The 25,112-nt window shown below is 67.8% G+C and carries 21 protein-coding genes and 1 riboswitch; of the genes, 8 read left to right on the top strand and 13 right to left on the bottom strand.

Translation table 11 applies throughout. From position 1 onward, the window contains the following. Positions 1 to 31: 31 nt before the first annotated feature. Positions 32 to 1,087, bottom strand: coding sequence for an NAD(P)-dependent alcohol dehydrogenase (locus BLU38_RS07840; RefSeq protein WP_091522546.1), 1,056 nt, complete (start codon positions 1,085 to 1,087; stop codon positions 32 to 34). A gap of 117 nt (positions 1,088 to 1,204) precedes the next feature. On the opposite strand from BLU38_RS07840, the gene BLU38_RS07835 reads away from it, so the two are divergent. After that, entirely contained in the window at positions 1,205 to 1,783 is a 579-nt protein-coding gene (locus BLU38_RS07835; protein ID WP_091522543.1) for a TetR/AcrR family transcriptional regulator, read from the top strand. A 21-nt stretch (positions 1,784 to 1,804) separates the two neighbouring features. Here BLU38_RS07835 and BLU38_RS07830 read toward each other — a convergent pair whose 3' ends face one another. The 4 genes from BLU38_RS07830 to BLU38_RS07815 form a co-directional block, all read right to left on the bottom strand. Next, on the bottom strand, positions 1,805 to 3,175 hold the full coding sequence (locus BLU38_RS07830) for an MFS transporter (RefSeq protein WP_091522539.1): 1,371 nt from the start codon (positions 3,173 to 3,175) through the stop codon (positions 1,805 to 1,807). 95 nt (positions 3,176 to 3,270) lie between these two features. Next, positions 3,271 to 4,380 (bottom strand): alcohol dehydrogenase catalytic domain-containing protein, encoded by a 1,110-nt coding sequence (locus BLU38_RS07825; protein ID WP_231920228.1) that lies wholly within the window; start codon positions 4,378 to 4,380, stop codon positions 3,271 to 3,273. A gap of 142 nt (positions 4,381 to 4,522) precedes the next feature. Beyond that, on the bottom strand, positions 4,523 to 5,968 hold the full coding sequence (locus BLU38_RS07820; RefSeq protein ID WP_091522535.1) for an aminotransferase class V-fold PLP-dependent enzyme: 1,446 nt from the start codon (positions 5,966 to 5,968) through the stop codon (positions 4,523 to 4,525). 45 nt (positions 5,969 to 6,013) lie between these two features. Next, a riboswitch (SAM riboswitch) is annotated at positions 6,014 to 6,128 on the bottom strand. A 114-nt stretch (positions 6,129 to 6,242) separates the two neighbouring features. Further along, the gene (locus BLU38_RS07815) at positions 6,243 to 7,184 is read right to left on the bottom strand and encodes a quinone oxidoreductase family protein (protein WP_157683285.1); all 942 of its coding nucleotides are present in this window, start codon (positions 7,182 to 7,184) and stop codon (positions 6,243 to 6,245) included. Positions 7,185 to 7,266: 82 nt separating this feature from the next. Between BLU38_RS07815 and BLU38_RS07810 the strand changes: the two genes are divergently transcribed. After that, the gene (locus tag BLU38_RS07810; protein ID WP_172836096.1) at positions 7,267 to 7,911 is read left to right on the top strand and encodes a TetR/AcrR family transcriptional regulator C-terminal domain-containing protein; all 645 of its coding nucleotides are present in this window, start codon (positions 7,267 to 7,269) and stop codon (positions 7,909 to 7,911) included. A 281-nt stretch (positions 7,912 to 8,192) separates the two neighbouring features. Beyond that, the gene (ileS, locus tag BLU38_RS07805) at positions 8,193 to 11,534 is read left to right on the top strand and encodes an isoleucine--tRNA ligase (protein WP_091522526.1); all 3,342 of its coding nucleotides are present in this window, start codon (positions 8,193 to 8,195) and stop codon (positions 11,532 to 11,534) included. 24 nt (positions 11,535 to 11,558) lie between these two features. Here ileS and BLU38_RS07800 read toward each other — a convergent pair whose 3' ends face one another. Beyond that, positions 11,559 to 12,332: a helix-turn-helix domain-containing protein gene (locus tag BLU38_RS07800; RefSeq protein WP_091522523.1), complete on the bottom strand. Its 774-nt coding sequence runs from the start codon at positions 12,330 to 12,332 to the stop codon at positions 11,559 to 11,561. A 142-nt stretch (positions 12,333 to 12,474) separates the two neighbouring features. Between BLU38_RS07800 and BLU38_RS07795 the strand changes: the two genes are divergently transcribed. Next, positions 12,475 to 12,858, top strand: coding sequence for a nuclear transport factor 2 family protein (locus BLU38_RS07795; protein WP_231920227.1), 384 nt, complete (start codon positions 12,475 to 12,477; stop codon positions 12,856 to 12,858). Continuing rightward, positions 12,855 to 13,241, top strand: coding sequence for a DUF1330 domain-containing protein (locus BLU38_RS07790; protein ID WP_091522519.1), 387 nt, complete (start codon positions 12,855 to 12,857; stop codon positions 13,239 to 13,241). Before BLU38_RS07795 ends, BLU38_RS07790 begins: the two co-directional genes overlap by 4 nt. Before the next feature lie 12 nt (positions 13,242 to 13,253). Here BLU38_RS07790 and BLU38_RS07785 read toward each other — a convergent pair whose 3' ends face one another. Beyond that, positions 13,254 to 14,420 (bottom strand): mandelate racemase/muconate lactonizing enzyme family protein, encoded by a 1,167-nt coding sequence (locus BLU38_RS07785; protein WP_091522516.1) that lies wholly within the window; start codon positions 14,418 to 14,420, stop codon positions 13,254 to 13,256. 350 nt (positions 14,421 to 14,770) lie between these two features. Between BLU38_RS07785 and BLU38_RS07780 the strand changes: the two genes are divergently transcribed. Beyond that, a complete protein-coding gene (locus BLU38_RS07780) occupies positions 14,771 to 17,875 on the top strand; it encodes a BTAD domain-containing putative transcriptional regulator (RefSeq protein ID WP_091522512.1) in 3,105 nt (1,034 codons plus the stop codon). Here BLU38_RS07780 and BLU38_RS30790 read toward each other — a convergent pair. The 3 genes from BLU38_RS30790 to BLU38_RS07770 form a co-directional block, all read right to left on the bottom strand. After that, complete coding sequence (locus BLU38_RS30790; protein WP_157683283.1) at positions 17,848 to 18,048, bottom strand: HD domain-containing protein; 201 nt, start codon at positions 18,046 to 18,048, stop codon at positions 17,848 to 17,850. The genes BLU38_RS07780 and BLU38_RS30790 overlap by 28 nt on opposite strands. Before the next feature lie 165 nt (positions 18,049 to 18,213). After that, positions 18,214 to 18,564 carry a hypothetical protein gene (locus BLU38_RS07775; protein WP_157683282.1) on the bottom strand — a complete coding sequence of 117 codons (351 nt, stop codon included), beginning with the start codon at positions 18,562 to 18,564 and terminating at the stop codon, positions 18,214 to 18,216. Between the two features lie 79 nt (positions 18,565 to 18,643). After that, complete coding sequence (locus tag BLU38_RS07770; RefSeq protein ID WP_091522505.1) at positions 18,644 to 19,468, bottom strand: class I SAM-dependent methyltransferase; 825 nt, start codon at positions 19,466 to 19,468, stop codon at positions 18,644 to 18,646. A 121-nt stretch (positions 19,469 to 19,589) separates the two neighbouring features. On the opposite strand from BLU38_RS07770, the gene BLU38_RS07765 reads away from it, so the two are divergent. Together BLU38_RS07765 and BLU38_RS07760 are read left to right on the top strand one after the other, a co-directional pair. Next, the gene (locus BLU38_RS07765; protein ID WP_091522501.1) at positions 19,590 to 20,768 is read left to right on the top strand and encodes an FAD-dependent monooxygenase; all 1,179 of its coding nucleotides are present in this window, start codon (positions 19,590 to 19,592) and stop codon (positions 20,766 to 20,768) included. Between the two features lie 137 nt (positions 20,769 to 20,905). Next, positions 20,906 to 21,451, top strand: a complete 546-nt coding sequence (locus BLU38_RS07760; protein WP_091522497.1) for a hypothetical protein — start codon at positions 20,906 to 20,908, stop codon at positions 21,449 to 21,451. A gap of 46 nt (positions 21,452 to 21,497) precedes the next feature. Here BLU38_RS07760 and nadC read toward each other — a convergent pair whose 3' ends face one another. The 3 genes from nadC to nadA are packed head-to-tail and all read right to left on the bottom strand — an operon-like array spanning position 21,498 to position 25,104. Beyond that, complete coding sequence (gene nadC / locus BLU38_RS07755) at positions 21,498 to 22,418, bottom strand: carboxylating nicotinate-nucleotide diphosphorylase (RefSeq protein WP_091522494.1); 921 nt, start codon at positions 22,416 to 22,418, stop codon at positions 21,498 to 21,500. After that, a complete protein-coding gene (nadB, locus tag BLU38_RS07750; protein WP_091522491.1) occupies positions 22,415 to 24,121 on the bottom strand; it encodes an L-aspartate oxidase in 1,707 nt (568 codons plus the stop codon). The genes nadC and nadB overlap by 4 nt, the downstream gene beginning before the upstream one ends. A 2-nt stretch (positions 24,122 to 24,123) precedes the next feature. After that, positions 24,124 to 25,104, bottom strand: a complete 981-nt coding sequence (nadA, locus tag BLU38_RS07745; RefSeq protein WP_197680182.1) for a quinolinate synthase NadA — start codon at positions 25,102 to 25,104, stop codon at positions 24,124 to 24,126. Between the last annotated feature and the right edge of the window lie 8 nt (positions 25,105 to 25,112).

The following is a 25,112-nucleotide window of genomic DNA, read 5'->3' as shown; positions in this document are numbered from 1 at the left end:
GCGCCGGGCCGGTCCGGCGACTGTTCGGTTCTCAGGAGGCTCGTTGATCAAGATCGGCAAGATCAAGTACGAACCGGTACCGGACATCGCCCTGCTCGAGTCGGCTGAGCGCTTGCCCGACCTGGGCCGAGGGGAGCAGCTCGATGTCGGCGGCGATCTTGTGGTCGGCGGCGAAGGTCAGCATCTCGGCGGTGCCGGTCGAGCCGCCGGTCCCGGATGAGGTCAGCTTCTTGCGACCGATGGCCAGCGCCATCAACGGCACCGTCGTCTCGAGAGGGAGCCCGACAACGCTCAGTGTGCCATCGAGGTCGAGGAGTGCGATCAACGGCCGGAGATCGTGTGGCGCGGAGACGGTGTCCAGGATCAGGTCGAAGCTGCCCGCGGCAGCAGCCAGCTGGCGTTCATCGGTGGTGATGATCACGTCCGTGGCGCCCAGTCGGCGCGCGTCCTCGATCTTGTCGGGGGTCCGGCTGAGCACCGTGACGTCAGCACCGAGGGCGACGGCGAACTTGACGCCGACGTGGCCGAGGCCGCCGAGACCGGCGATCGCGACGCGGCTGCCCGCACCGACCCCGGCAGCGCGGAGCGGTTCCCACATGGTGATCCCGGCGCACATCAAGGGCGCAGCAGCCGCAGCATCGAGCGCTGCGGGGAGTTGAAAGGCGAACCGATCCCGGACGACGTACTCGCGGCTGTACCCGCCGCGTGTCGGGGTGCCGTCGATCCGGTCTGTGCCGCCGTAGGTCGGGGTCGGCCCCTGGGTGCAGTAGTTCTGCTGCCCGGCCCGACACATCCGACACTCCCCACAGGAATCGACCAGGGTTCCGACCGCGACCCGATCACCGAGCGCGAACCGGGTCACCGAGGGCCCGAGGTCGGTGACGACTCCGGTGAACTCGTGACCCGGGACGAGTCCGTCGGTGGGTTTGCCGACCAATCCGTGGATGGCGTGCAGGTCGCTGTGGCAGACACCGCAGTAGTCGACCCGGACGGCGATGTCGTCGGCTCGCAGCTCTCGACGGTCGATCTCTCCTCGGCGCAGCGCGGTGGAGTTGTCGTGGCTCTGCCAGGCGGTGGTGGTGCGCATGATGTCCCTTCGGGTGGCGCGGTTCAAAAAAGAAACAGACCAGTTGGTTTGTTTTGTCCACCGTAGAACGCTCCGACAGGGAAAACAACTAACCGGTCTTTTTGTTAATCTGCGACTATGCCTTGGGCACCGAGCACGCCGCGGGGAATCGCCACCCACGGGCGGATCCTGGACGCTGCCACCGTCGAGTTCGCCGAACGCGGCCTCGCCGGCGCCAGGATGGAGCGCATCACGGCTGCCGCCAAGGCGAACAAGGCCCAGGTCTACAGCTACTTCCACAGCAAGGAGGGGTTGTTCGATGCGGTCATCGCGCGCTGCGTCGACGACACCACCGACGGCGTGCCGTTCGATGCCGACGACCTGCCGTCCTGGGCCGTCGCGCTCTACGACCGGCACCTGCACCAACCGGAGCTGACCCGGCTGATCGCCTGGACCCGGCTCGAACGTCGACCGACCGGGCGCTGGTTCGACGGCGACAGCTATGACCCGAAGTTGGCTGCGATCGTTGCGGCTCAGGCGGCCGGTCGGCTGCGCGCGGGCGATCCGCTCGACCTGATGGTCCTGATCATCGCCATGGCGTCGGCCTGGTCACCGGCGAGCAGTGTGTACACCGCAACCGTCGACGAGTCGGACGCGGTGCATGACCAGCGCCGGGAGTTGCTCCGGGACGCCGTTGCCCGGGTCATCACTCCCTGACCGTCTGCGTCGGTACCGTGATCAGCGGCGCTCCGGGATCGGGTTGATCTCCTCGACGCCCCGGCCGGCGGTCCGCGGTCCGAGTGCGGCGACGTTCACCACCAAGATCAACATCGCGACGCCGACGATCCCATACATCGCTCCGGCGCCGGCCGCGGCCAGCACCGGCAGCAGGATGAATCCTTGGACACCGCTCATCAAGCGGGACAACGAATAGGTGGACCCGACCGCGGTGGAGCGCAACGAGGTCGGGAAGATCTCGGCCTGGTAGATGTGGAACGAGTTGGAGAACACGTTGCTGGTGACCGTGACGCAGAAGCCGAAGATCACGATCAGCGCAGGACTCCCCGCGACCGCGAATCCGATCCCGAACCCGGCCATCGCGACTGCCGAGGCGATGATCACGTACTTGCGTTCCAGCCGGGCGATGATCGGGGTGGAGATCAGCGAGCCGATCGGATAGCCGAGGTAGGTCAGTGAGGTGTAGAGCAACGACTCGGTGATCGTGTAGCCCTGGCTGGTCAGGACGGTGGCAGCCAGGGTGCCGAAGCCGTAGTAGCCGAATCCCTGCAGCAGTTGGAAGATCACCAGCATGATCATCCGCTTGCGGTATGGGGGCCGGGTGAGGGTGCGTACCGGCAACGGGGCGTCGGACTCGGTTGCGGTCGCCGGCTCGAGCTCGACCGACGGCAACGGTCCGGCCTCCTGCTCCATCGCGGTCACCACGGCGTCGGCCTCGGCGACGCGGCCCTGGGAGGCCAGCCAGCGTGGCGATTCCGGCAGTCGGCGGCGCAGTACCAGCACGATGATGCCGCCGAGTCCGCCGAGAGCCATGATCCATCGCCAACCGTCGATCCCGAGCGGGGCGTGCGGAGTGAGTAGCAGGGCGAGGAACCCGACCACCGGCACGCCGAGGAAGGAGATGGTGTACGCCCAGGTCGCGACCCGCCCGCGATGCTTGGCCGGCAGCAGATCGCTGAGATAGGTGTCACCCAGGGGATATTCCGCACCGACGCCGATCCCGGCGACAAACCGACTGATCATCAGGAAGACCGGCCCGGGAGCGAAGGCGGCCACCACCGTGGCGACCGAATACAGTCCGATGTTGAACAGGAAGGACCTCTTCCGACCGAATCGGTCGGCCAGCCGTCCCAAGATCATCGCGCCCGCGAACATCCCGAGGAAGGTCGAGCCGAGGATGAACGGCAGCGCCGTCTTGCTGAGCCCGAAGTCCTCGACCAGGACGGCGGCGATCGTGCCGGCCACGAAGATCTCGTAGATGTCGAAGAACAATCCGATGCCGACCGCGACGATGGCCCGTCGGTGGGTGCGGGTGATCGGCAGCCGGCTCAGCCGGGCGGCCAGGTGGGTGGAGGTCTGCTGATCTGGCATCCGTCGCCTCGATGTCGTTCGGTTCGCTTGAGGTCAGCACTCTGTCATATACATAGCCGGACGTTGGAACTGTCCCGAATCGGGGTATTGAGTGATCAGGGGAAGGTGAGAAGTTGGCGGATGGCTCGGCCGTCGGCGAGCCGGTCCAGCGCGGTGTTGATGTCGTCCAGTCGGATCCGGTCGGAGATCAGCTCCTCGACCGGCAGTCGGCCCTGCCGCCAGAGCTCGGCAAAGCGGGGGATGTCACGGGACGGGACGGCCGATCCGAGGTAGCTGCCCATGATCGTCCGGGCCTCCGCGGTCAGGCCGAGCGGCTTGATCATCGACTCCGCGTCCGGGGACGGCAGACCCACGGTGATCGTGGTGCCGCCCGGCGCGGTCAAGGCGACCGCCGTCTCGAAGGCGCGCGGATGACCCGCCGCCTCGATCACGATCGGGGCCTTGATGCCTTCGGTGACGGCGTCCGCCGGAGGGAACACGGCCGTGGCGCCGAGCTCGCGGGCGCGGTCCAGTTTGTCGGCCAGGGCATCGACACCGATCACCCGGCCCTGGCCGAGCCCGACTGCGGTGATCAAGGAGGCCATCCCCACCCCTCCGAGCCCGACGATGATGACATCGTCGCCGGCCTGCGGGCGCCCGGCGTTGATCACCGCGCCGCCGCCGGTGAGCACCGCACATCCCAACAGGGCAGCGACTTCGGCCGGTACGTCGGAGTCGACCGGGGTGATCGATCGACGGTCCACCACGGCGTGATCGGCGAAACCGGACACCCCGAGATGGTGGTACACCCCACTCCCGTTGCGCTGAAGTCGACGGCCCCCGGTGAGCAGTGAACCGACCGTGTTCGCCGCCGAACCGGGTCCGCACGGCAGCCGGCCGTCGGTCCGGCACTGTGTGCAGTCACCACAGCGGGGGAGGAAGGACATCACCACGCGCTGCCCGACCTCGAGATCGTCCACGCCCGGGCCGAGCTGGGCGATCAGACCCGCAGCCTCGTGACCGAGCAACATCGGGGTCGGCCGCGGCCGATTCCCGTCCACCACCGAGAGATCGGAATGGCAGAGTCCGGCCGCCTCGATGCTGACCAGGACCTCGCCCGGGCCGGGGGCCGCCAGGTCGAGCTCGGTGATCGAGATCGGTCGGCTGGTGGCATACGGGCGGGGCCGCCCGATCTCGTCCAGGACCGCTCCGGTGATCTTCATCATCGTCCCTCCCTGTTCCGTGCTGGCCGGCTGATCGATTCTCGGCGATCGGCGGCGTCGACAGACGTCAACATGGCACAGCATTCCGCATCAGATACCAGGATGCGGGCCGGGGTCACCGGACGAAGCAGCGGGGCGAGGGTTGTCAGCCCCGGCAGGGATCGGCGGCAGCGTCCAGGCTGTCCAGCCAGGCCGGCTTCGGTCGCGGGTCACCGACCGGCTGGTAGCGGCTGTCGACGAGTTCGTAGCGCCATTGCGGGCCGTCCTCGACCAGCGATTGCAGCGCCGACAGCAGCCGGTCGATGTCCTCCGAACCGCTGCCGACGCCGAAGCTGACGCGCAGTGCGCCACCGGTGAGACCGAGGCGAGCCGCAAGCGGGTGAGCGCAGAACGCGCCGTCCCGGACGCCGATGCCGTGCTCGGCCGACAGATAGGCCGCGACCAGACCGGCGTCATAGGAGTCGACGGTGAAGCCGACGACGCCGACCGCGTCGGTGCAGTCGTCCCAGATCGACAACAGCCGGACCTCTCGCAGTCCGGCCAGTCTGGACAGCAGCCGGGTCCGCAGCCGCCATTCGTGCCGTCGAAGATGATCATCGCCGATTTCGGCGATCGCCCGGCAGGCCGCGGCCACGGCGGCGGCACCGAGGACGTTGGGCGTGCCGCCCTCGTGGCGGGCGACGCCGTCGGCCCAGTCGGTGTGTTCGACAGTGACCTTGCGGACCGCGCCGCCTCCGGCCAGATAGGGCGGGGCCGATTCCAGCCAGTCCGCCCGGCCGATCAGCGCACCGGATCCGAAGGGGGCATACAACTTGTGGCCGGAGAACACCAGATAGTCGATGCCCGTGGCGGCGAGGTCGACCCGGCGATGGGGGACCAGCTGTGCTCCGTCGACCGCGAGTCGGGCACCGTGTCGGTGCGCGAGGTCGGCCAGCCGGGCCAACGGGAGTACTTCGCCGGTGACGTTGGAGGCACCGGTGATCGCGAGCAGGCCGGCGCCGGTCCGCTGCAGGGTCCGATCAAGATCATCGAGGGTCGTGGTCAGACTCCGCGACGCTTTCACGATCGTCGCGCCCAATCCCTGCCAGGGCAGCAGATTGGCGTGGTGTTCGATGTCCAGGCAGACCACCGGGGAACCGGCCGGGACCGCGCCGGCGAGCAGGTTGAGCGCGTCGGTGGTGTTCCGGGTGAAGATCGTCAGGTCGTCGTCGCGGGCACCGACGAAGTCGGCGACGGTGCGTCGGGACTGCTCATACAGCGCGGTGCTCACCGCGGAGGCGTAACCGGCTCCGCGATGGACCGATGCGTAGTAGGGCAGGATCCGTTGCTGGTCGGCCAGCACAGCATCCAGAGCCGGGGCGCTGGCGGCGTAGTCCAGGTTGGCGTAGCGAACCGACCGACCGTCGACCAGCGGGACCTCCAGATCGGCGCCGCTGACGCCGACCAGGGGACCGAATGCGTCCAGCCTTCCGGGTGCATCCGTACGACCGAACGTCCGCGACTGGTCGAGTCCGGCGCGTTCGGCTGCCGGCGGACAGGCGGCGTCGGCGTCGGCCGTCGTGCGGTCGGTGGTCGGGGCGGTGACGGTCATGATCAGGACTCCTCGGGTTGAGGGTCCACCCTGGTATGCACTGCGGACCCGCGCTTGCCGGGTCCCGGTCGGGCCCGGCCGTGTGTTTCACCCGGGGCACCCCACCGCGGAGGAGGGTTGCCGGTCAGCAAGCCGGGGCTTGACGCTGACACTCGTCACACGAACACCTCCATTGGACGGCAGCCCGTCGGTCATCCGCAAGCCGACAGCGACATCCGTCCGCATAGTGGACCAGGCGTCCTCATGATGGACGAAAGCCGTCGAGGGGCCGCGATCACGGCACGACGACGATTCGTTCGCCCGGCGCGACCGCCTCGGTCCAGGTCGTTGCGATGTCGCGGAGCGGCCGGGCGACCGGCCGGACGCTGATCCGGCCGCCGACGATGTGATCGATGAGTTCCGGCAGCTGCGCGGCGATGTCGGACCACGGCACGCCTCGCAGTCCGCTGCCCAGGAGATGCAGGTTGGCAGCGCGCAGGAATCCGGCGTTCAGCGGGAGCGTGTGGCCGGCCATCGAACCGACCTGGACCCAGCTCAGCTGTCGCGCCGGATCGGAGCGGTTGGTGACCAGGGCTTCCATGCTCTGTGCGGCCGGCTCGCCCCACAGATAATCCACGACCAGGTCGACGTCCCCGCCGACCTTGCCCAGCGGGTGGGCCCAGTCGCCGTCCGCGGTGATCCGGACCGTCTCATCGGCGTCGATCTCGGCCAGTGCGTCGGCGTTGCGGCCGATCGCGATCACCCGGCCGGCGCCGAGCAGTCTGGCCGCCTGGACGGCCGCTCGGCCCGAGGCTCCGGTCGCGCCGAGGATCGCGACGGTCTGCCCGGCCTGCAACTCGCCGCGGAGCTTGTAGACGATCCAGCTCGACATTCCGGGATTGACTGTCGCCGCAACGACGGTCGGGTCGGCGTCGGTGGGCAGCGGGACGGCGACCGAGGCGATCGCCGCCCGTTCGGCGAAGGTCCCGTACGGCGGTCGCAGGCCGCCGCAGTAGACCAGCGATCCGTCATCGCGGCGGGCGACGCCGTCGACGCCCGGAATCATCGGCAGCCGGTCCGGGCTGGCGTAATGCTGGCCGGACGCCTGAGCTCGGGTGATCTGGTGCAGGCCCGCGGCCAGCATCGTGACCGACTCTTCGCCGGCGGCGGGCTCGGGGTCGGCGAAGTCGGTGTAGCGCGGCGGCTGACTGGTGTCGGTGATGAGTGCGGCCTTCATGATGCTCCTTAACGTTGTTAAATACGTCTCCAGTGTGCTTAACGTTGTTAAATTCGTCAAGAGGCTGGCAGAATCTGCCGGCATGGCGCTGGATCGCGAGGCCGTCGTACGGGCCGGGCTCGAGCTTCTTGACACCGAGGGGCTGGAGGGACTCACGCTGCGCAAGATCGCCGCTGCGCTGGATGTCAAGGCGCCCGCGCTGTACTGGCATTTCCAGAACAAGCAGCAGTTGCTGGACGAGATGGCGACGACGATGGCGCGGGACGCCTACGCCGGTCACGATCTCGCCGCACTGGCGGCCGAGCGGCCCTGGCAGGACCTGCTTCGAGTCCAAGCGGATGGGCTTCGCCGGATGCTGCTGGGGCATCGGGACGGTGCCCGGTTGTTCGGTGGCACCGCCATGACCGACTCCGGGCCGGTGGTCGCCGGCGAACCACTGCTGCGTGCGCTGACCGACGCCGGTGCGGACCTGCGGACGGCCACGGCAGTGCTGCGGACGCTGAACTGCTTCGTGCTCGGATTCGTCCTGGAGGAGCAGGGCATCGTCGCGCCCGACGGTCAACGCGATCCGCGCTTCGATCCGATGGCCCGGTCCGAACGCGTCGACCGGGACCGCTATCCGTTGACGTCGGCCTCCAGCGAACACCTCTTCGGTGATCTTGACCGTTCGTTCCGCGACGGGGTGGACATGATCATCGGTGGGGTGCGTCTCGGCGAGAGGGGCTAGTGTGCGTCTCCCGAACCGGCTGGCCGCCCGCCGCGCGACGCATTACGATGGCAGCACAGGCGTTGACCCGGCCATCACCGGCGAGCCTCCGGAAGAACGAGCCGCACCCGGCCGAGAGTCGGGTCGGCTTCAGTAGACCCGGACGGTTGGGCCCGTGACAGCCCGCAACGAGCGGTCCGGATGATCATCGGAGATCCCCGGGCAAGCGAGGTGGTACCGCGGCTTGCGTCGTCCTCGTGCACGGTTTGTGACGGCACGGTTTCGAAGAGGGCGAGTCAGCGATGAGCTATCCGAAGGCGACGACCAATCCCGACGGTCAGGGCGACGACACCGGGAAGATCCCGTCCAGCCCACGTTTCGCCGAGGTCGAGGAGCGGGTGCTCGCGTTCTGGAAGGACGACGACACGTTCAATGCGTCGGTCGAGCGCAATCCTGCCGGTGACAACGGCAGCAATGAGTACGTCTTCTATGACGGGCCGCCGTTCGCCAACGGACTGCCGCACTACGGGCATCTGCTGACCGGCTATGTCAAGGACATCGTGCCGCGCTTCCAGACCATGCGCGGTCGGCATGTCGAGCGCCGTTTCGGCTGGGACACCCACGGACTGCCCGCCGAACTGGAAGCGATGAGCCAGTTGGGGATCAAGACCCGGGACGAGATCCTCGAGATGGGGATCGACAAGTTCAACGCGGCAGCCAAGGCGTCGGTGCTGCGCTACACCGAGGACTGGAAGTCCTACGTCACCCGGCAGGCCCGCTGGGTCGACTTCGACAACGACTACAAGACCCTCGATCCGTCCTACATGGAGTCGGTGCTGTGGGCATTCAAAACCCTGTATGACAAGGGATTGGTCTACGAGGGCTTCCGAGTGCTGCCCTACTGCTGGAACGATCAGACACCGCTGTCCAGTCACGAGCTGCGGATGGACGACGACGTCTACCAGATCCGCCGCGACCCGTCGGTGACGGTCGGCTTCCGACTGGAGACCGGCGAACTGGCGCTGATCTGGACCACCACCCCGTGGACGCTGCCGTCCAACCTGGCGATCATGGTGCATCCCGATGTCGACTACCTGGTGGTCGAATCGGACGTCACCGGAACGACCGAGCGCTACGTGATCGCCGCCGACCGACTGGATGCCTACCTGCGCGAGCTCGGCGAGGATGCTGCCGACCACATCGTGCAACGGCTGAAAGGCACGGATCTGGTCGGACGCTCCTACACGCCGCCGTTCAGCTATTACGCCGGGCACCGCAACGCGCACACGATCGTGCCGGCCGAGGAGTTCGTGACCACGACCGAGGGGACCGGCCTGGTGCACAGCGCGGGCGCCTTCGGCGAAGAGGACAAGATCGTCACCGACCGCAACGACATCGAACCGGTCGTCCCGGTCGCCGCCGACGGCACCTTCACCGCTCCGGTCACCGACTACCAGGGCGTGCACGTCTTCGACGCCAACACCTTGATCATCGAGCATCTGAAGCATCGCACCGAGCAGGAGCCTCCTGAGCCTGTCGAAGGACCGGGTTCCAATTCCGATGCCCTGAGACAAGCTCAGGGGTCTTCGGGCGGGGCTGCAACGGTGGCATCGGCCGATGTCGGCTCGACCACACCGGGGACGGTGCTGCTGCGGCAGGAGATGTACGACCACTCCTATCCGCATTGCTGGCGATGCCGGCAGCCGCTGATCTACATGGGGGTCTCGTCCTGGTTCGTCGAGGTGACGAAGTTCAAGGACCGGATGGGTGAGCTCAACCAGCAGATCAACTGGGTGCCCGAACACGTCAAGGACGGCCAGTTCGGCAAGTGGCTGGCCGGCGCGCGGGACTGGTCGATCAGCCGGAATCGCTTCTGGGGAAGCCCGATCCCGGTCTGGCGTTCGGACGATCCTACCTATCCGCGGACCGACGTCTACGGATCGATCGCCGAGCTGGAGGCCGATTTCGGCGTCACCGTGACCGACCTTCATCGGCCCATGATCGACGACCTGGTCCGGCCCAATCCGGACGACCCGACCGGCAGATCGATGATGCGTCGGGTCCCCGACGTGCTGGACGTCTGGTTCGACTCCGGATCGATGCCGTACGCCCAGGTGCATTACCCGCATCAGAATTCCGACTGGTTCGAGCACCACTATCCGGGCGACTTCATCGTGGAGTACATCGGCCAGACCCGCGGCTGGTTCTACACCATGCATGTGCTGGCCACGGCGCTGTTCGACCGGCCCGCTTTCCAGAACTGCCTCAGCCACGGGATCGTGCTCGGCAACGACGGCCAGAAGATGAGCAAGTCGCTGCGGAACTATCCCGACGTCGCGGAGGTGTTCGACCGGGACGGTGCCGACGCGATGCGATGGTTCCTGATGAGTTCGCCGATCCTGCGTGGTGGCAACCTGATCGTCACCGAGCAAGGCATCCGGGAGGGTGTCCGGCAGGTGATCATCCCGCTCTGGAACGCCTGGTACTTCTTCAGCCTGTATGCCAACAGCGCCAACGGTGGAGCGGGTTACGACGCCGTCCGGTCGACCGAGTCGACCGATGTCCTGGATCGCTACATCCTGGCGAAACTGCGGCAGACCGTGACCAAGGTCGGCGACGCGTTGGAGGAGTTGGAGATCGCCGTCGCCTGCGACGAGGTCCGTTGGTTCGGCGAGGTGCTGTCCAACTGGTACATCCGCAGATCCCGGGAACGCTTCTGGGACGGCGAAAGCGCGGAGTCCCGACAGGCCTTCGACACCCTGTACACCGTGCTGGAGACGCTGACCAGGGTAGCCGCTCCGCTGTTGCCGCTGATCACCGAAGAGGTCTGGCGTGGGTTGACCGGTGGCCGTTCGGTGCATCTGACCGATTGGCCCGATGCAGGCCGGCTGCCCGCCGATGATGATCTTGTGGCTCGGATGGATCGGGTCCGCGAGGTGTGCTCGGCGGCATCGGCGCTGCGCAAGGCCAAGCAGCTGCGGACCCGGCTGCCGCTGTCGACGTTGCGGGTGGTCACCGACGACGCGGCGGCGTTGCAGCCGTTCGCCGGCCTGATCGCCGACGAGCTCAACGTGCGGACCATCGAACTGGTCGAGCTCGCCGACGCCGGCGACGATCTCGGTGTCCGACAGGAGCTGCAGGTCAACGCCCGCGCCGCGGGCCCGCGACTGGGCAAGGACGTGCAGGCCGCGATCAAGGCCAGTAAGTCCGGAGATTGGTCGGTCGGCGACGACGGGGTCGTGAGGGCCGGTGGGATCGCCCTGCAGGAAGGAGAGTTCACCCTGCGGACGGCGGTCGGCGGTGAGGATCGCGAGGACCGCGCGGTGGCGATGCTGCCCGGATCCGGGTTCGTGATCTTGAACACCGAGGTGACCGCCGAGCTGGCCGCCGAGGGAGCCGCCCGGGACGTGATCCGTGCCGTGCAACAGGCCCGTCGTGACGCCGGTCTGGAGATCAGCGACCGGATCGGGCTGACCCTGGTGCCCGGGGACGACGACCTGCGCAGCGCCATCGAGGCTCATCGCGAACTGATCGCCGCAGAGACACTGGCCGAAACCGTCGCGCTGGGCAAGGATCAGCCGGCCGACACCGCCGATCTCGGCGGTGGACGGAAGGTCGGTGTCCGGGTGGCCAAGATCAACTGACCGCGACATTCACGCCAGGGCGGCTCAGGCCAGCGCGAGCCGAGTCGCCTCGTCGGCAGGAAGGAAGGTCTCCAGATGGAGGCCTTCCAAGGTGGCGTCGGTGGCGGTGTCGAGCCGGGCCGATGCGCTGAAGAAACGCAGCGGGGCACCGTCGACCTCGATCTCCAGTGTCAGCACGGGACCGGTGGTCGGCGGTTCGAGCGGTTCAGGCCCGAGAAAGCCGGTGATCTCGTCGGCCAGTCGGCGGTGGCGCGGGTCGTGGCTGCGTTCTGCCCGGTGGTTGACCTGGTGCAGCAGGTGTGCGGCCCACTGGTCGAGGTTGCCGATGCGTCCAGCCAGCCCGTCGGGATGCAGACAGACCCTGATCACGTTGACCGGTGGTTCGAGCAGATCCGGCGCGCAGCCGGTCAGCAGTCGATCCACGCCGGCGTTGGCGTCGACGATGTCCCAGTGATCGTCCAACAGCAGCGCCGGGTAGGGCAGGTGCGCGTCGAGCAGACTGCGCAGGCCGTCCATCACCAGGGCGATGCCGGCATCGTCCAGCTGGTGATCGGCGAACCGCGGCGCGTAGCCGGCCGCCAGCAGCAGTCGATTGCGATCCCGCAGCGGCACGTCGAGATGGTCGGCCAGGTGCATGATCATCTCCGGAGTCGGGTGGGCGCGGCCGGTCTCGACCCGGCTCAGGTGTCGGGTGCTGACCAGTGACCGGTTGGACAACTCCTGCTGGCTGAACCGGCGGCGTTCCCGCCAGGTCCGCAACAGCCCACCGACCTCGGTCCTCTCGGCGACGACAGTCATGGCAGCAGCCTAGGAGACTGCTGAACAATCTGCCCTGCTGCGCGGTGCGCTGCACGCACACCGGCGGCTAGGCGACCTGGTCCGGGTGGCCATGACCTCAGAGGTCATGGCCATGCTGCGCCGGACGTTCCAGGCTGGTGCCGTGACATCGACAACAACGCAGAAGGGAACGATCATGGACCACATCGTCGAGAAGTACCTGGCCACCTGGAACGCCACCGGTGACGAGCGGACGAAGTTGATCACCGAGCACTGGGCCGACGACGCGACCTACACCGACCCGCTGGCCGAGGTCGCCGGCCACAGCGAGATCGACGCGCTGATCGACGGGGTGCACGCTCGGTTCCCCGGCTTCGTCTTCACCCGGGTCGGTGAGGCCGACGCCCATCACCGGCAACTGCGCTTCAGTTGGGGCCTCGGACCCGAGGGTGCCGAGCCACTGGTGATCGGCTTCGACGTGCTGGTGACCGATGAGTCGGGACGGATCGCCGACGTCCGCGGCTTCCTGGACCAGGTGCCGGCATGACTCAGCCTGATCCGGCGCCGGTCGGCACCGGGGTACCGACCGGCGGTCGCGGCTACGCGATCGGCTATCTGGAAGACGTCGACGACAGCCCGGAGATCATCGAATACATCGCCCGGATCGAGTCGACCTTCGAACCGTACGGCGGCGAATGGCTTGTCCACGGCAGCACGCCGGACGTGGTCGAGGGTGAACTGCCGGGCGCCGTGGTGATCATCGGCTTCCCGAGCGTCGCCGCGGCCCGGGCCTGGTACGGATCGCCGGCGTACCAGGAGATCCTGGCGTTGCGGTCGGATCATTCACGGTCGGTGATCGCCCTGTTGTCGGGCGTCCCCGACGGGTACCGGGCGGCCGACACGATTGCCAAACTGCAGGCCGGCCACTGAGCGCTTTGGCGATCAGCCCGACAGCTCGCGCATCACCCGATAGAGATCGGACTTGCCTTCAAAGCCGATCCCGGGCAGTTCCGGCATGGTGACGTGACCGTCGACGACCTCGACACCGTCGGGGAAACCGCCGAACGGCTGGAACAGGTCGGGGTAGGACTCATTGCCGCCGAGTCCGAGTCCGGCGGCGATGTTCAGTGACATCTGGTGGCCGCCGTGCGGGATGCAGCGGCTGCGGGCCCAACCATGATCATCGAGCATCGCCAGGGTGCGCAGATACTCGACCAGGCCGTAGCTGAGCGCGCAGTCGAACTGCAGCCAGTCCCGATCCGGGCGCAGCCCGCCGTATCTGATCAGGTTGCGGGCATCCTGCATCGAGAACAGGTTCTCCCCGGTCGCCAGCGCACCGGGGTAGGCCTCGGCGACCACCCGATGCAGGTCGTAGTCCAGTGGCTCGACCGGTTCTTCGTACCAGAACAGGTCGTACTGGCTCAGCGCGTCGGCGTAGCGCAGGGCGAGGTCGACGCCGAACCGGCCGTTGGCGTCGACGGCGAGCTGTTGCCCCGGTCCGAGCAACTCCAGGGTTGCCTCGATCCGCCGACGATCATCGTCCAGGGTGCCGCCGCCGATCTTCTGTTTGATCACCGTGTAACCACGATCGAGGTAGCTCCGCATCTCGTCCTGCAGGGCGGCAATGTCCTGACCGGGGTAGTAGTAGCCGCCGGCGGCGTACACGAACACCCGCCGATCGACGATGCCGGTGCCGAATCGCTCGGCGAGCAGTTGATACAGCGGCTTGTCGGCGATCTTCGCGGTGGCATCCCAGACCGCCATGTCGATGGTGCCGACGGCGACCGACCGTTCGCCGTGTCCGCCCGGCTTCTCGTTCTGCATCATGATCGACCAGATCCGTTGCGGATCGAGATTGTCGCCGTGTCGGGTGGCCACCGCGTGCGGCTCGGCCTCGAGGATCCGCGGGATGAACCGCTCCCGCATCATCGCACCCTGGCCGTAGCGGCCGTTGGAGTTGAAGCCGTACCCGATCACCGGCCGACCGTCGCGGATGACGTCGGTGATCACCGCGACCAGGCTCAGCGTCATCTTGCTGAAGTCGATGTAGGCGTTGCGGATCGGGGAACTGATGGGAAAGGTCTGCTCGCGGATCTCGACGATCTTCATGGCCCTTTTCTACCAATCCGCCGGCCGTGCGGTTCACAAGATCACTGTCTGGCGAGACAACCACTGTCTCAGGAGGACGGTAGGGAAACACTGATCAATACGGGCTACTGCGGCCCGCGCTGCACGCCCGTTCGCTACGTTGCACTCGTTCGACGGGCCCCGGCCCGCCTTCACTCCTGCGCCTTGCGACCGACCGCGCATCGCGGGTCCTCGCTACGCCCGTATTGATCAGTGCTTCCCTAGCCGGTCGGCGGAGCCGGCAGCAGTGGACGTTTCAGGAAGAGCCGAATGGTCAGCCAGTTTTGCCCCGATCACCACCGACGGCGGCACGCGGGCAGAGAATCGGAACCGTGCACTACGACATCCTCGGGCCGCTCCGGGTCCGAACGACCGACGGTGAACACGTCGCCGTCGCCGGGGCCCGGCAACGATCGCTGCTCAGCCTGCTGGCGCTGACACCGGGTCGACCGGTGAGTGTCGAGGAACTGTTGACCGGCCAGTACGAGGAGGATCCACCAGCCGAGGCGACCAATGCGATCCAGGCCCAGATCTCCCGGCTGCGGAGAAGCCTGCCGCCCGGCTCGATCACGTTCGAGGCAGGCCGCTACCGACTCCACGCACAACCCGAAGACGTCGACGTCTGCCGCTTCGAACGATTGTCCTCGGCCGGCCATGATCGTTTGCAGGCCGGCGACGCGACGGCGGCCGCCCGACTGTTGCAAAACGCCCTCGACCTGTGGCGCGGTCCCGCGCTCAGCGACGTTGCCGGAGCCGATGCTGTGATCGCCCGGCTCGACGAGGCACGGCTGGTCGCCTCCGAAGATCTTGTCGAAGCGGAGTTGGCTCTGCCGTCCGGGACATCGGTCGCCGACCTGCGAGCGCTGGTCGAAGCCCATCCGCTCCGCGAACGGCTGTGGGGACTGTTGATGCGAGCCCTGGTGGCGGCCGGCAGCCCGGCCGAGGCCCTGTCCGAATACGAACGGGCCCGCAACCTCCTCGCGGAGGAGTTGGGCACCGACCCGTCGCCGGATCTGCGGGCGATCCACCAGGAGATCCTCCGCCGTGACGAACCCGGATGGCGGTCGGTGCCGCTACAGTCGACCAGCTTCGTCGGCCGATCCGTCGAGATCGACGCCGTGCTGGCCGATGCCGATGCGGGGCGTCTGGTGACGGTGATCGGTCCCGGCGGCGTGGGGAAGACACGGCTGGCGATCGAGGCCGCCGACCGGATCCGGGAACCGGTGGCCTTTGTTGATCTTGCTGCGGTGTCGACCGATCGGCAGGTCGTGCCCGCGGTCCTGGCCGCGCTCGGACGGCGGGATCCGCTGGCCGGTGCCGACGATGCCGCCGACAGCGAGCGGTTGGCCGCATCGCTGTCGACGCAGCACATGGTGTTGCTGCTGGACAACTGTGAGCACGTGGTCGGCGGCGTCCTGCGGGTGTGTCGGTCGTTGCTGTCCGGTAGCCGCGGCGTCCGGGTGATCGCCACCAGCCGGGTCGCGCTGGGGCTGACCGAGGAACTGCTGGTTCCGCTGAGCGGCCTCGCCGCAGACTCGGTCTCGGGCGCCGGCTCGACCGGTGACCCGGCTGTCCGGCTGTTCACCGATCGTGCCGTCGCCGTTCAGCCGGGCTTCTCCCTCGATGACGAGTCCCGGTCGGCGGTCCGCGAGATCTGTGCTGAGCTGGACGGGCTGCCGCTCGCCATCGAACTGGCCGCAGCCCGGACCCGCCAATTCTCGACCGCCGACCTGGCCCGACGACTGATCGATCAGGGGCGACTCCAGCTGCTGCGTGGTGATCCGACCGCCGCCGAACGACATCAGACGCTGAGAGCCGTGGTGCAGTGGAGCTGGGACCTGATGTCGGCCGACCAACAGCGGCTGGCGCGCCGGCTGTCGGTGTTCGTCGGCGGCGCGGACTTCGCCGCAGTCGAAGCGGTGTACGGGGCGGAGGACGCCGATCTGTTGCTTGCCGAACTGGTCGATCACAGCCTGGTCGAGACCGATGGCCACCGCTACCGGATGTTGGAGACCGTCCGGTCCTTCTGCGCCGAACAGCTGTCTGCCGCAGGAGAGGATGAGCCGACCCGGCACCGGCATGCCGGCTACTTCCTCGACCGTGCCGAGCGTGCGGATCCCGAGTTGCGTCGTGCCGACCAACTCGTGTGGCTCGACCGGTTGGCCGTCGACGACGCGAATCTGACGGCCGCACTGGAATGGACGACGGACAACGATCCGCCGACCGCGATGCGGCTGGTCTGCGTGCTGGCCGCCTACTGGTGGCTCAGCGGACGCAACGGTCGGGCAGGCGAGTTCGCCGCCGAACTGGTCGGTCGGCTGGACGACGTCGGACCGCCGGCCGGGTTGGAGGAGGAGTACGTCAGCTGCGTCGTGCACGCCGTGCCGCGGGCGTCGGAGGAACACTGGGAGCGCGCGATCGCGATCATGGCGACCCGGGACCGTCCGCTGCGCCATCCGTTCGGCGCGGCGCTGTGGGGGATGACGGTCGGACCGTCCGACGACACTGCAGCCGCGGAGGTGTTGTTGTCCGGCGATCCGTGGAATCACGCGTTGGCCCGGCTCAGCCGCGTCCTGCTCGGGATGCTGGGCGGACGGCCGGAGCGTGAGGAGCCCGAGATGCGGGCCGCGTTGGAGGAGTTCCGCCGGTTGGGCGATCGGTGGGGGACCGCGCAGGCGTTGGACTGGCTGGGACAGATGACCAGTTGGCGTGGTGCGTGGCCCGCAGCGCACGAGCTGTGGTCGGAAGCCTTCGACCTGCAGTCCGAGCTCGGGGCCCTGGAGGAATGCGCCAGCGTCCTCTGTCATCGTGCGGAATCCATGGTCCGCGAGGGACGCGGCGAGGAGGCTGCGGCGCTGGTGGATCGGGCACAACAGCTGCTGCAACGCACCGGTCGGCCCGACGACACCTGGGTGCAGTTCCTGCTGTCCTTCGGCGAGGTCGCTCGACTCCGTGGTGACACCGACGAGGCCGCGCGATTGATCCGCAAGGCGTCGGTCGCCGCGGACGCCGGCACCTTGGACGTGCCCTGGATGGCGGCCCGGATCCACACCGAACTGGGGCGTCTCGCCGAGCTGGGACAAGCCCCGGCCGAGGCCGAGCGTCAACATGCCGCCGCCGTCGAGCTGGCCGCCGCCGCACCGTTCGCCAGCGAGCTCGCCCACGCCGCGGAAGGGGCTGCCGGATCGGCCGTGCTCGCCGATCATCCCGAGCGTGCCGCCCGACTGCTCGGCGCCGCCACATCGCTGCGTGGATTGGCGATCCGCGGTGACGTCGACGTCGCTCGGATCTCCGCTGCGGCCACCGATCACCTCGGACCGGAGGCGTTTGCCCGGATCTTCGCCGAAGCCGCGCGGCTGGATCCCGAGTCCGCCCGGGACGTCGTCACTGCCGTCGAACAGTCGCTCGATCAGTCGCGCAACTCGACCCGTAATTGATCAAGGAACGACCTCGCGTACGCACGCCCGACTTCGGCCGAAGCTCGTCCCCGAGGTGTCCGGAATCGAACCCGAGCAAGGTTCTGGTCGAAGATCGCCATCGTCTGTTCGTAGCTCTGTCCCGCTGCCCCGCCCTTGGTGAACGCCTTGGCGACGCCGAATGCACCCAGCACCTCGACCTAGGAGGGTGCTGAACAATGTGCCCGTCGCGAGCGGTGCGATGTGCGTGCAACGGCAAGGCGCACGACTGAGGGCGTGCGCCAGCACGTTGAAGGAGTGCAACGCCGCCGGTGTGCGTGCAGCGCGCCGCGCAGCAGGGCAGATTGTTCAGCAGTCTCCTAGTTGGCGTCGTGGACGATCCGCTCTTCGCTGGTCCGGGGCGCGACGCAATGGCGGCGCAGGAGCACGAAACCCTCGGTGATCTCCGAACGCTGCCAACCGAGGTCACCGAGAAACTGCTCGACCTGATGGCGAAACGTACGATCTTGATCAACGCGACTGCCGAGTCCGTGGAAGTAGGCGAGGAAGTACAGCATCCACGGTCGGGGTTGAGGTTCGAGATCGATTGCGAGTTGATCAAGGCGACCGACGATGCGTCGGATGTGGTCGGCGTCGTGCGCACTGTCGCGATCTTGATACAGCGGCAGCGCGAACGCAGCATACGGCGTCGGCAGGGAACGATCCGTCACGCCGTTCACTCTCGCATCGATCGGACCGACCGGCGATCACTTTTCCTGCACGGGTACGGCGCGGCAGGGACGGGCGCCATCAGGATTCTCGGTGATCCCGCTGTCCGGCGGAGGCGAGCAGGAGAACGGCACCGAGGACACCCGCGCGCGACGCGGCGAGGTTGTTGGCGATCCGTTCGGTGAAGTCGGGCCCGAAGATGACCCGTGGGCTGAGGTCGTCCGGCCCGACAGCCGGCGGATCGAGCGTCGCGGCCGTGCGATCCTCGGTGTCGTCGACACTGAATCCGACCTCGATCAGATAGCTGGTGTAGCTCTGCGGCGATTCGACGAACGACGATCGTTCGTCGTCGGCCCACGGCATCGGATAGCTCAGCTCACCGGGCCCGACCCGCATCTGTTCGAAGATCACGAATCGACTGCCCGGTGTCAGGACCCGGTGCACCTCGGCGAAGACGGCACGCTTGTCGGCGATGTTCATCCCGACGTGGATCATCATCGCGGCGTCGAACAGGTGGTCCTCGAAGGGGAGAGCTGCGCCGGCCGCAACGTCGTGGGTCACCCGGCCTGCCAGTCCGACCCGTTCGGTCAGCCGACGGGCGGCGCCGACGAAATCACTGGACAGGTCGACGCCGGTCACCCGAGCCGGTGTGATGGTCGCGGCCAGTCGCGACGGACCGCCGATGCCGCAGCCGACGTCGAGCAGGCTGTCACCCGGTCGCAGCCCCAGCCGGCGCACCGCGTACTCCGTCGCGGCGGCGAATCCGGCATGGAGTTGATCAACGGGGTAGAGGTCGTGAGCACTGAGGTGTGCGACGTCGACGCCCCGGGCGGCGAGCGCCGCGAAGACGGCTCCGGACAGGTCGGGTCGTGCGTAATGGCTCCTGACCAGGTCGCGCTCGTCCATGGCTCACCATCTCCTCCTGATCACGTTACTGCGCTCGACGAGGGGCCGTGGGCGATCGGGAGATCCGGCTGCTGCAGCGACTGTCAGCGGTTTGTCAGCGCCGCGGCGCAGCGTTGGCGTCATGAGAAACCTCAGCGTTCTGATCTCCGGCGCCAGCATCGGCGGTCCTGCCGCCGCGTACTGGCTGCATCGCTACGGCTGCACCGTCACCGTGGTGGAGAAGTCACCGACCCTCCGCCTCGGCGGGCAGGCCATCGACTTCAAGGGGGCGACCCATCGCACCGTGCTGCAACGGATGGGCATCCTCGACGACGTGCTCGCCCGACAGACCGGCGGTCATGATCAAACAGTCGTCGACGCAGCGGGCCGCCCGCTGGCCGTCATCCCGGGCGAATTCACCGGAGGCGAGATCGAGATCGCTCGCGGTGACCTGTCCGAGATCCTCTACCAACACACCAAGAACGACTGCGAGTACGTCTTCGGCGACTCGATCACCTCACTGACCGAGACCGCCAGCGGTGTCCACGTCACCTTCGAGAAGGGTGCACCGCGGACCGTCGATCTGGTGATCGGCGCGGACGGCATTCACAGCAACGTCCGCCGGTTGGCGTTCGGGCCGGAGAGTGACTACGTCCACTTCATGGGGCACTACTACGCGCTGGCCGACATCAACCTGCCCGGCGACGGTCTGATGTACAACGAACCGGGACGGATGCTCGCCATCGGCGGACCCAAGGCGTCGGCGTTCTTCGTCTTCGGCTCACCCGAGCTGACCTACGACCGCTATGACGGTGAGCAGATGAAGCAGATCGTCTCCGCGGCCTACGAGGGCGGTGGCTGGCGGACCGACGAGGTGCTGCGCCGACTCCCCGACGCCGGCGAATTCACTCTGGACTCGATCAGCAGGGTCGCCGTCGATCGCTACGCCCGGGGCCGGATCGTACTGCTCGGCGACGCCGCCTACGGCAACACTCTCGGCGGGTTCGGCACCGGCCTGGCGATCGTCGGCGGCTACGTCCTCGCCGGCGAACTGGAGGCCGCGGACGGTGACCATCACACGGCCTTCGACCGCTACGAGAAGATCTTCCGGCCGTACGCCAAGATCTCCAAGTCGGGCAACGCCGGGCCGTTCATGGCGCCGCCGACCGATGCTGCGATCCGCCGGCGCAACCTCACCTTCCGGTCCGGGCTGCTGCTCAAGGCGATGCTGAAGATCACCGATCTGTTCGCCACCAGGATCAAGCTGCCCGACTACCCGCGACCGGCCGACCGTTCGGAGACGGCGACCCGTGTTTCGTGAGGTGACCCCGGGCGGCTGACCTCAGGCTCTGCTTCAGGACTGCTGTGCGCGACCTCGAGGCGGAACTGGTGTTCGCGTTCGTCCCGAGGAGCTTGTAGCGTGAAAACTCCAGACCGATCGACGATCCGGAGAACACGATGAGCTACGGAGATGACCCGCGACCGGACCGACGTCGTCGAGTGGATCCCGTCCGCGTCTGGGCGGGCGGGGTCGCCACCGCGCTGGTCGCCGGCGGGGTCGCGTTCGTCGGGATCCTGGTGCTGCGGGCGCTGGACGGCGTGTCCGGGCTGCACAAGCTGGCCGGACAGGGCGCCGACCTGGACCGGACTCTGGTAGTCGTCGCCGCCGTGGTGGTCGCCCTGCTGGCGACCGGGCTGTTGCATCTGCTGCTGCTCAGCACACCCCGGGCGCACACCTTTTTCGCCTGGATCATCGGGCTGGTCGTGCTCGCCGTCGTCGTACAGGCGCTGGTCGCCGGAGACTGGTACGGCAGCGTCCTGGTGGCCGCCCTGTATCTGATCATCGGGCTGGCGATCGGGTCGTTGCTGACCGGTGTCGGGCGGACTGCGGTGACCGAACGTCCGGCGCCGCCGCCGGACCAGCGGCAGCAACCGTCGCCGTATCGTCCCGAGTACCGTCCCGGACCCGATGATCAACCGACCCGGCGGCTGCCACCGTCCTGATCGCTTCCGAGCCACGCAGGAGGGTGCGCGGTCAGTGGCTGAGCTCTCAGCGATCGGGCTCGTCGCGGAGGTCGAAGCCGAGATCGTGCACCGGAGCCGAATGGGTCAGCCCTCCGACCGCGATGTAGTCGACACCGGTCGCGGCGACCGCTGCCGCATCGGCCAGCGTCAGCCCGCCGCTGGCCTCCAACCGCACCTGATGACCGGACGCCAATGACACCGCCCGCCGCATTGTCTCGGGGGACATGTTGTCCAGCAGGATGAGATCTGCACCGGCGTCCAACGCCTCCACCAGTTGATCAAGGGTGTCCACCTCGACCTCGACCGATACCTGCGGATCGGCCCGCCGGACAGCGGCGAACGCGGCTCGGACCGATCCCGCTGCGGCGACGTGGTTGTCCTTGATCAGAGCGGCGTCGCCCAAGCCCATCCGGTGGTTGACGCCGCCGCCGCAGCGGACGGCATACTTCTGCAGGATCCGCAGGCCGGGCACGGTCTTGCGGGTGTCCCGGACCGCGCATCGGTGATCACCGATGGCGTCCACCCACGCTGCGGTGGCGGTCGCCACGCCGGAGAGCTGGCCGAGCACATTGAGCAGACTGCGTTCGGCGGTCAGCAGGGTCCGCAACGGGCCGGCGATGCTGAGCACGCGATCACCCGGCAGCACCCGATCGCCGTCGACACGGACGATGTCGATCGTCAATCGATCGCCGCGCTGCTCGGCCAGCTCGTCGGCGATCACTGCTGCCACCGGGATCCCGGCAAGCGTCCCGGCGGCGCGCGCGACGACATCGGCGACACCCTGCTGGTCGGCCGGGATGGTGGCCTCGGTCGTCAGATCCGGACCCCACTGCAGGTCCTCGGCCAGTGTCGATCGGGCAAAGCCGGCGATCTCTGCCGGGTCCAGTCCGGCTACTCGCAGTTGATCATCGATCGTTGCTCGGTCGATCGCCGTCGTCGTCGTCATGCCGCCACCGCCTCGGACTGACCGGTGCCGACCAGTCGACCCGACCGGTCCAGCACCAGATGGCTGTGCCGTTGCCATTGCGGCAACGGTCGATCATGATCGGAACGTCGATGACAGCCGCGGCTTTCGGTACGGGCCAGGGCAGCCGTTGCCACCAGAGCTCCGATCGTCGCCAGGTTGGTGGTTTCGACGTCCGCGGCCGACGCGGGCCGGTCAGTGTCCCGCAGACCGGCCAGGCTCCGCTGCAGCTCGAGCAGCCCGTCGCCGGAGCGCAGCACGCCCGCACCGCGAGTGATGGCTTCGGTGACGGCCGGTCGCTGATCGGCTGCGATCAGCGATCCGCGTCGTACCGGATCGATCGGCTGCTGATCATGGTCCAGCCCGGTCTGGTAGCGCAGTGCCGCGGCCGTGACGGTGATCTTCGCATCCTGCTCCGCGGTGGGCACGGACAACAGCACCCCGAGCCGGTCACCGGCGACGAACGCCTCGGTCAGACTGTTGGAAGCCAGCCGATTGGCGCCTTGGACGCCGGTCGAGGCGACCTCGCCGATCGCGTACAGACCGGGGACCGTGGTGATCCCGTCGAGGGTTGCGAGCACACCGCCACAGAAGTAGTGCTCGGCGGGGCGGATCGGGATCGGTTCGCTGACCGGGTCGACTCCGCGTTCTCGACAGAGGCTGAGGATGGTGGGGAAGTGTCGGTGCCAGACATCGGCGCCGAGGCCGACACCGTCCAGGAAAACATGATCCTCACCGCTGGCGAGCAGATCGGCATGGATGGCCGAGGCGACCACATCCCGTGGCGCCAGATCGGCCAACGGATGCCGGCCTTCCATGATCAGATTTCCGCGGCGGTCCACCAGCCGCGCCCCCTCGCCGCGGACCGCCTCGGAGATCAACACTCCGCGGTCGCCGGCTCGACGATGCGCGGACGGGACCGCGAGCACCGTCGGATGGAACTGGACGAATTCCGGATCGCGGATCACCGCGCCGGCTCTCAGCGCGATACCCGGACCGTCACCCGTTGCGGTGGTCGGGTTGCTGGTCGTGGTCCAGGCCTGCCCGATGCCCCCGGTGGCCAACACCACGGCGTCGGCCAGCAGCTGCACGACCTCGCCGTCGGTGTCGATCAGCCACAGACCGCGGACGCTGCCGGTGTCATCGGTGATCACGTCGACGGCCGTGCCGACGATCACCGTCAGCAGCTCGGAGGTGCGCTCACCGGTGGTCAGTGCGGCAGCCAGAGCACGCGCCACTTCGGCGCCACTGGCGTCGCCGCCGGCGTGCACGATCCGACGACGATGGTGGCCACCCTCCAGCCCCAGCGCCAGCCGATCCTCGGTGTCGCGGTCGAACACGGCGCCGAGAGTGATCATCCGGTTGATCGCCGAAGGTGCGGCGGCGACCAGCTCGGCCACCTGGTCCGGCTCGCAGAGACCGGCACCGGCGACCAGGGTATCGGCGAGATGGTCGGTGAGGCTGTCGGTCGGTGCGGTCACCGCCGCCATGCCGCCCTGCGCCCAGGCCGTCGATCCGTCGCCGAGCGTTCCCTTGGTGATCATGGTGACCCGACGACCGGCAGCCAGCAGTCGGATCGCGGCCGCCATCCCTGCAGCGCCGCCGCCGACGATGATCACGTCGGCCTCATCGTGATCACTGGCGGGGTCGATCCGCAATCGGGTGGGGAGTTCAGGAGCGCTCATGGTCACTCCCCACCGCCGGGGCGACCGATCGCGACCATTCGCTCGACGGCCTGCCGGGCACGATCCGCGACGTCCGGGGCGACTCGTACCTCGTCGGTCTCGTTGCGCAGCGAATTGATCAACTTCTCCGGTGTGATCATCTTCATGAACCGGCAGGAGGCCTGCGGGTTGACCGGCTGGAAGTCGGTGCCCGGATTGGCCCTACGCAGCTGGTGCAGCATCCCGACCTCTGTCGCTACCAGCACCTTGCGGGCTGTGCTGCTGCGAGCCTCGTCCAGCATCGCTCCGGTGGACAGGATGTGGGTCCGCTCGGCCGGAATGTCGCCGACGGTGGTCATCCACAGCGCCGAAGTGGAGCAGCCACACTCGGGATGCACGTAGAGCTCGGCATCGGTGTCGGCATGGACCGCGGCCTCCAGGTCCTGCGGCGAGATCCCTGCGTGCACGTGGCATTCGCCCATCCAGTTGTGGATGTTGCTGCGACCGGTCTTCCGCTTCACGTGTGCGGCCAGGAACATGTCGGGCAGGAACAACACCTCCTGATCGGCCGGGACCGACTCGACGACCTCGACGGCGTTGGAGGAGGTGCAGCAGATGTCGGACTCCGCCTTCACCTCGGCCGTGGTGTTGACATAGGCGACCACGACCGCACCGGGATGCTCGGCCTTCCAGGCCCGCAGCTGGTCGGCGGTGATGGTGTCGGCCAGCGAGCAGCCGGCCCGAGCATCGGGGATGAGTACCTTCTTGTCCGGCGAGAGGATCTTCGCGGTCTCGGCCATGAAATGCACGCCGGCGAAAACGATCATGGACGCCTCGGCCGAGGCTGCCAGCCGGGACAGGGCCAGCGAGTCACCGACATGATCGGCAACGTCCTGGATCTGTGGCAGCTGGTAGTTGTGCGCAAGCACGACAGCGTCCTTGCGCCGGGCCAGCTCGTGCACTTCGCGCTGCCAGCTGGTCCAATCGGCGAAGTCCGGCGGCAATGCTCCGT

The sequence above is a fragment of the Microlunatus soli genome, from assembly GCF_900105385.1.
GTDB classification, from domain to species: Bacteria; Actinomycetota; Actinomycetes; order Propionibacteriales; family Propionibacteriaceae; genus Microlunatus; species Microlunatus soli.
Note: the sequence above shows the minus strand (reverse complement) of the source record. Positions and strands in the feature narration are given on the sequence as shown.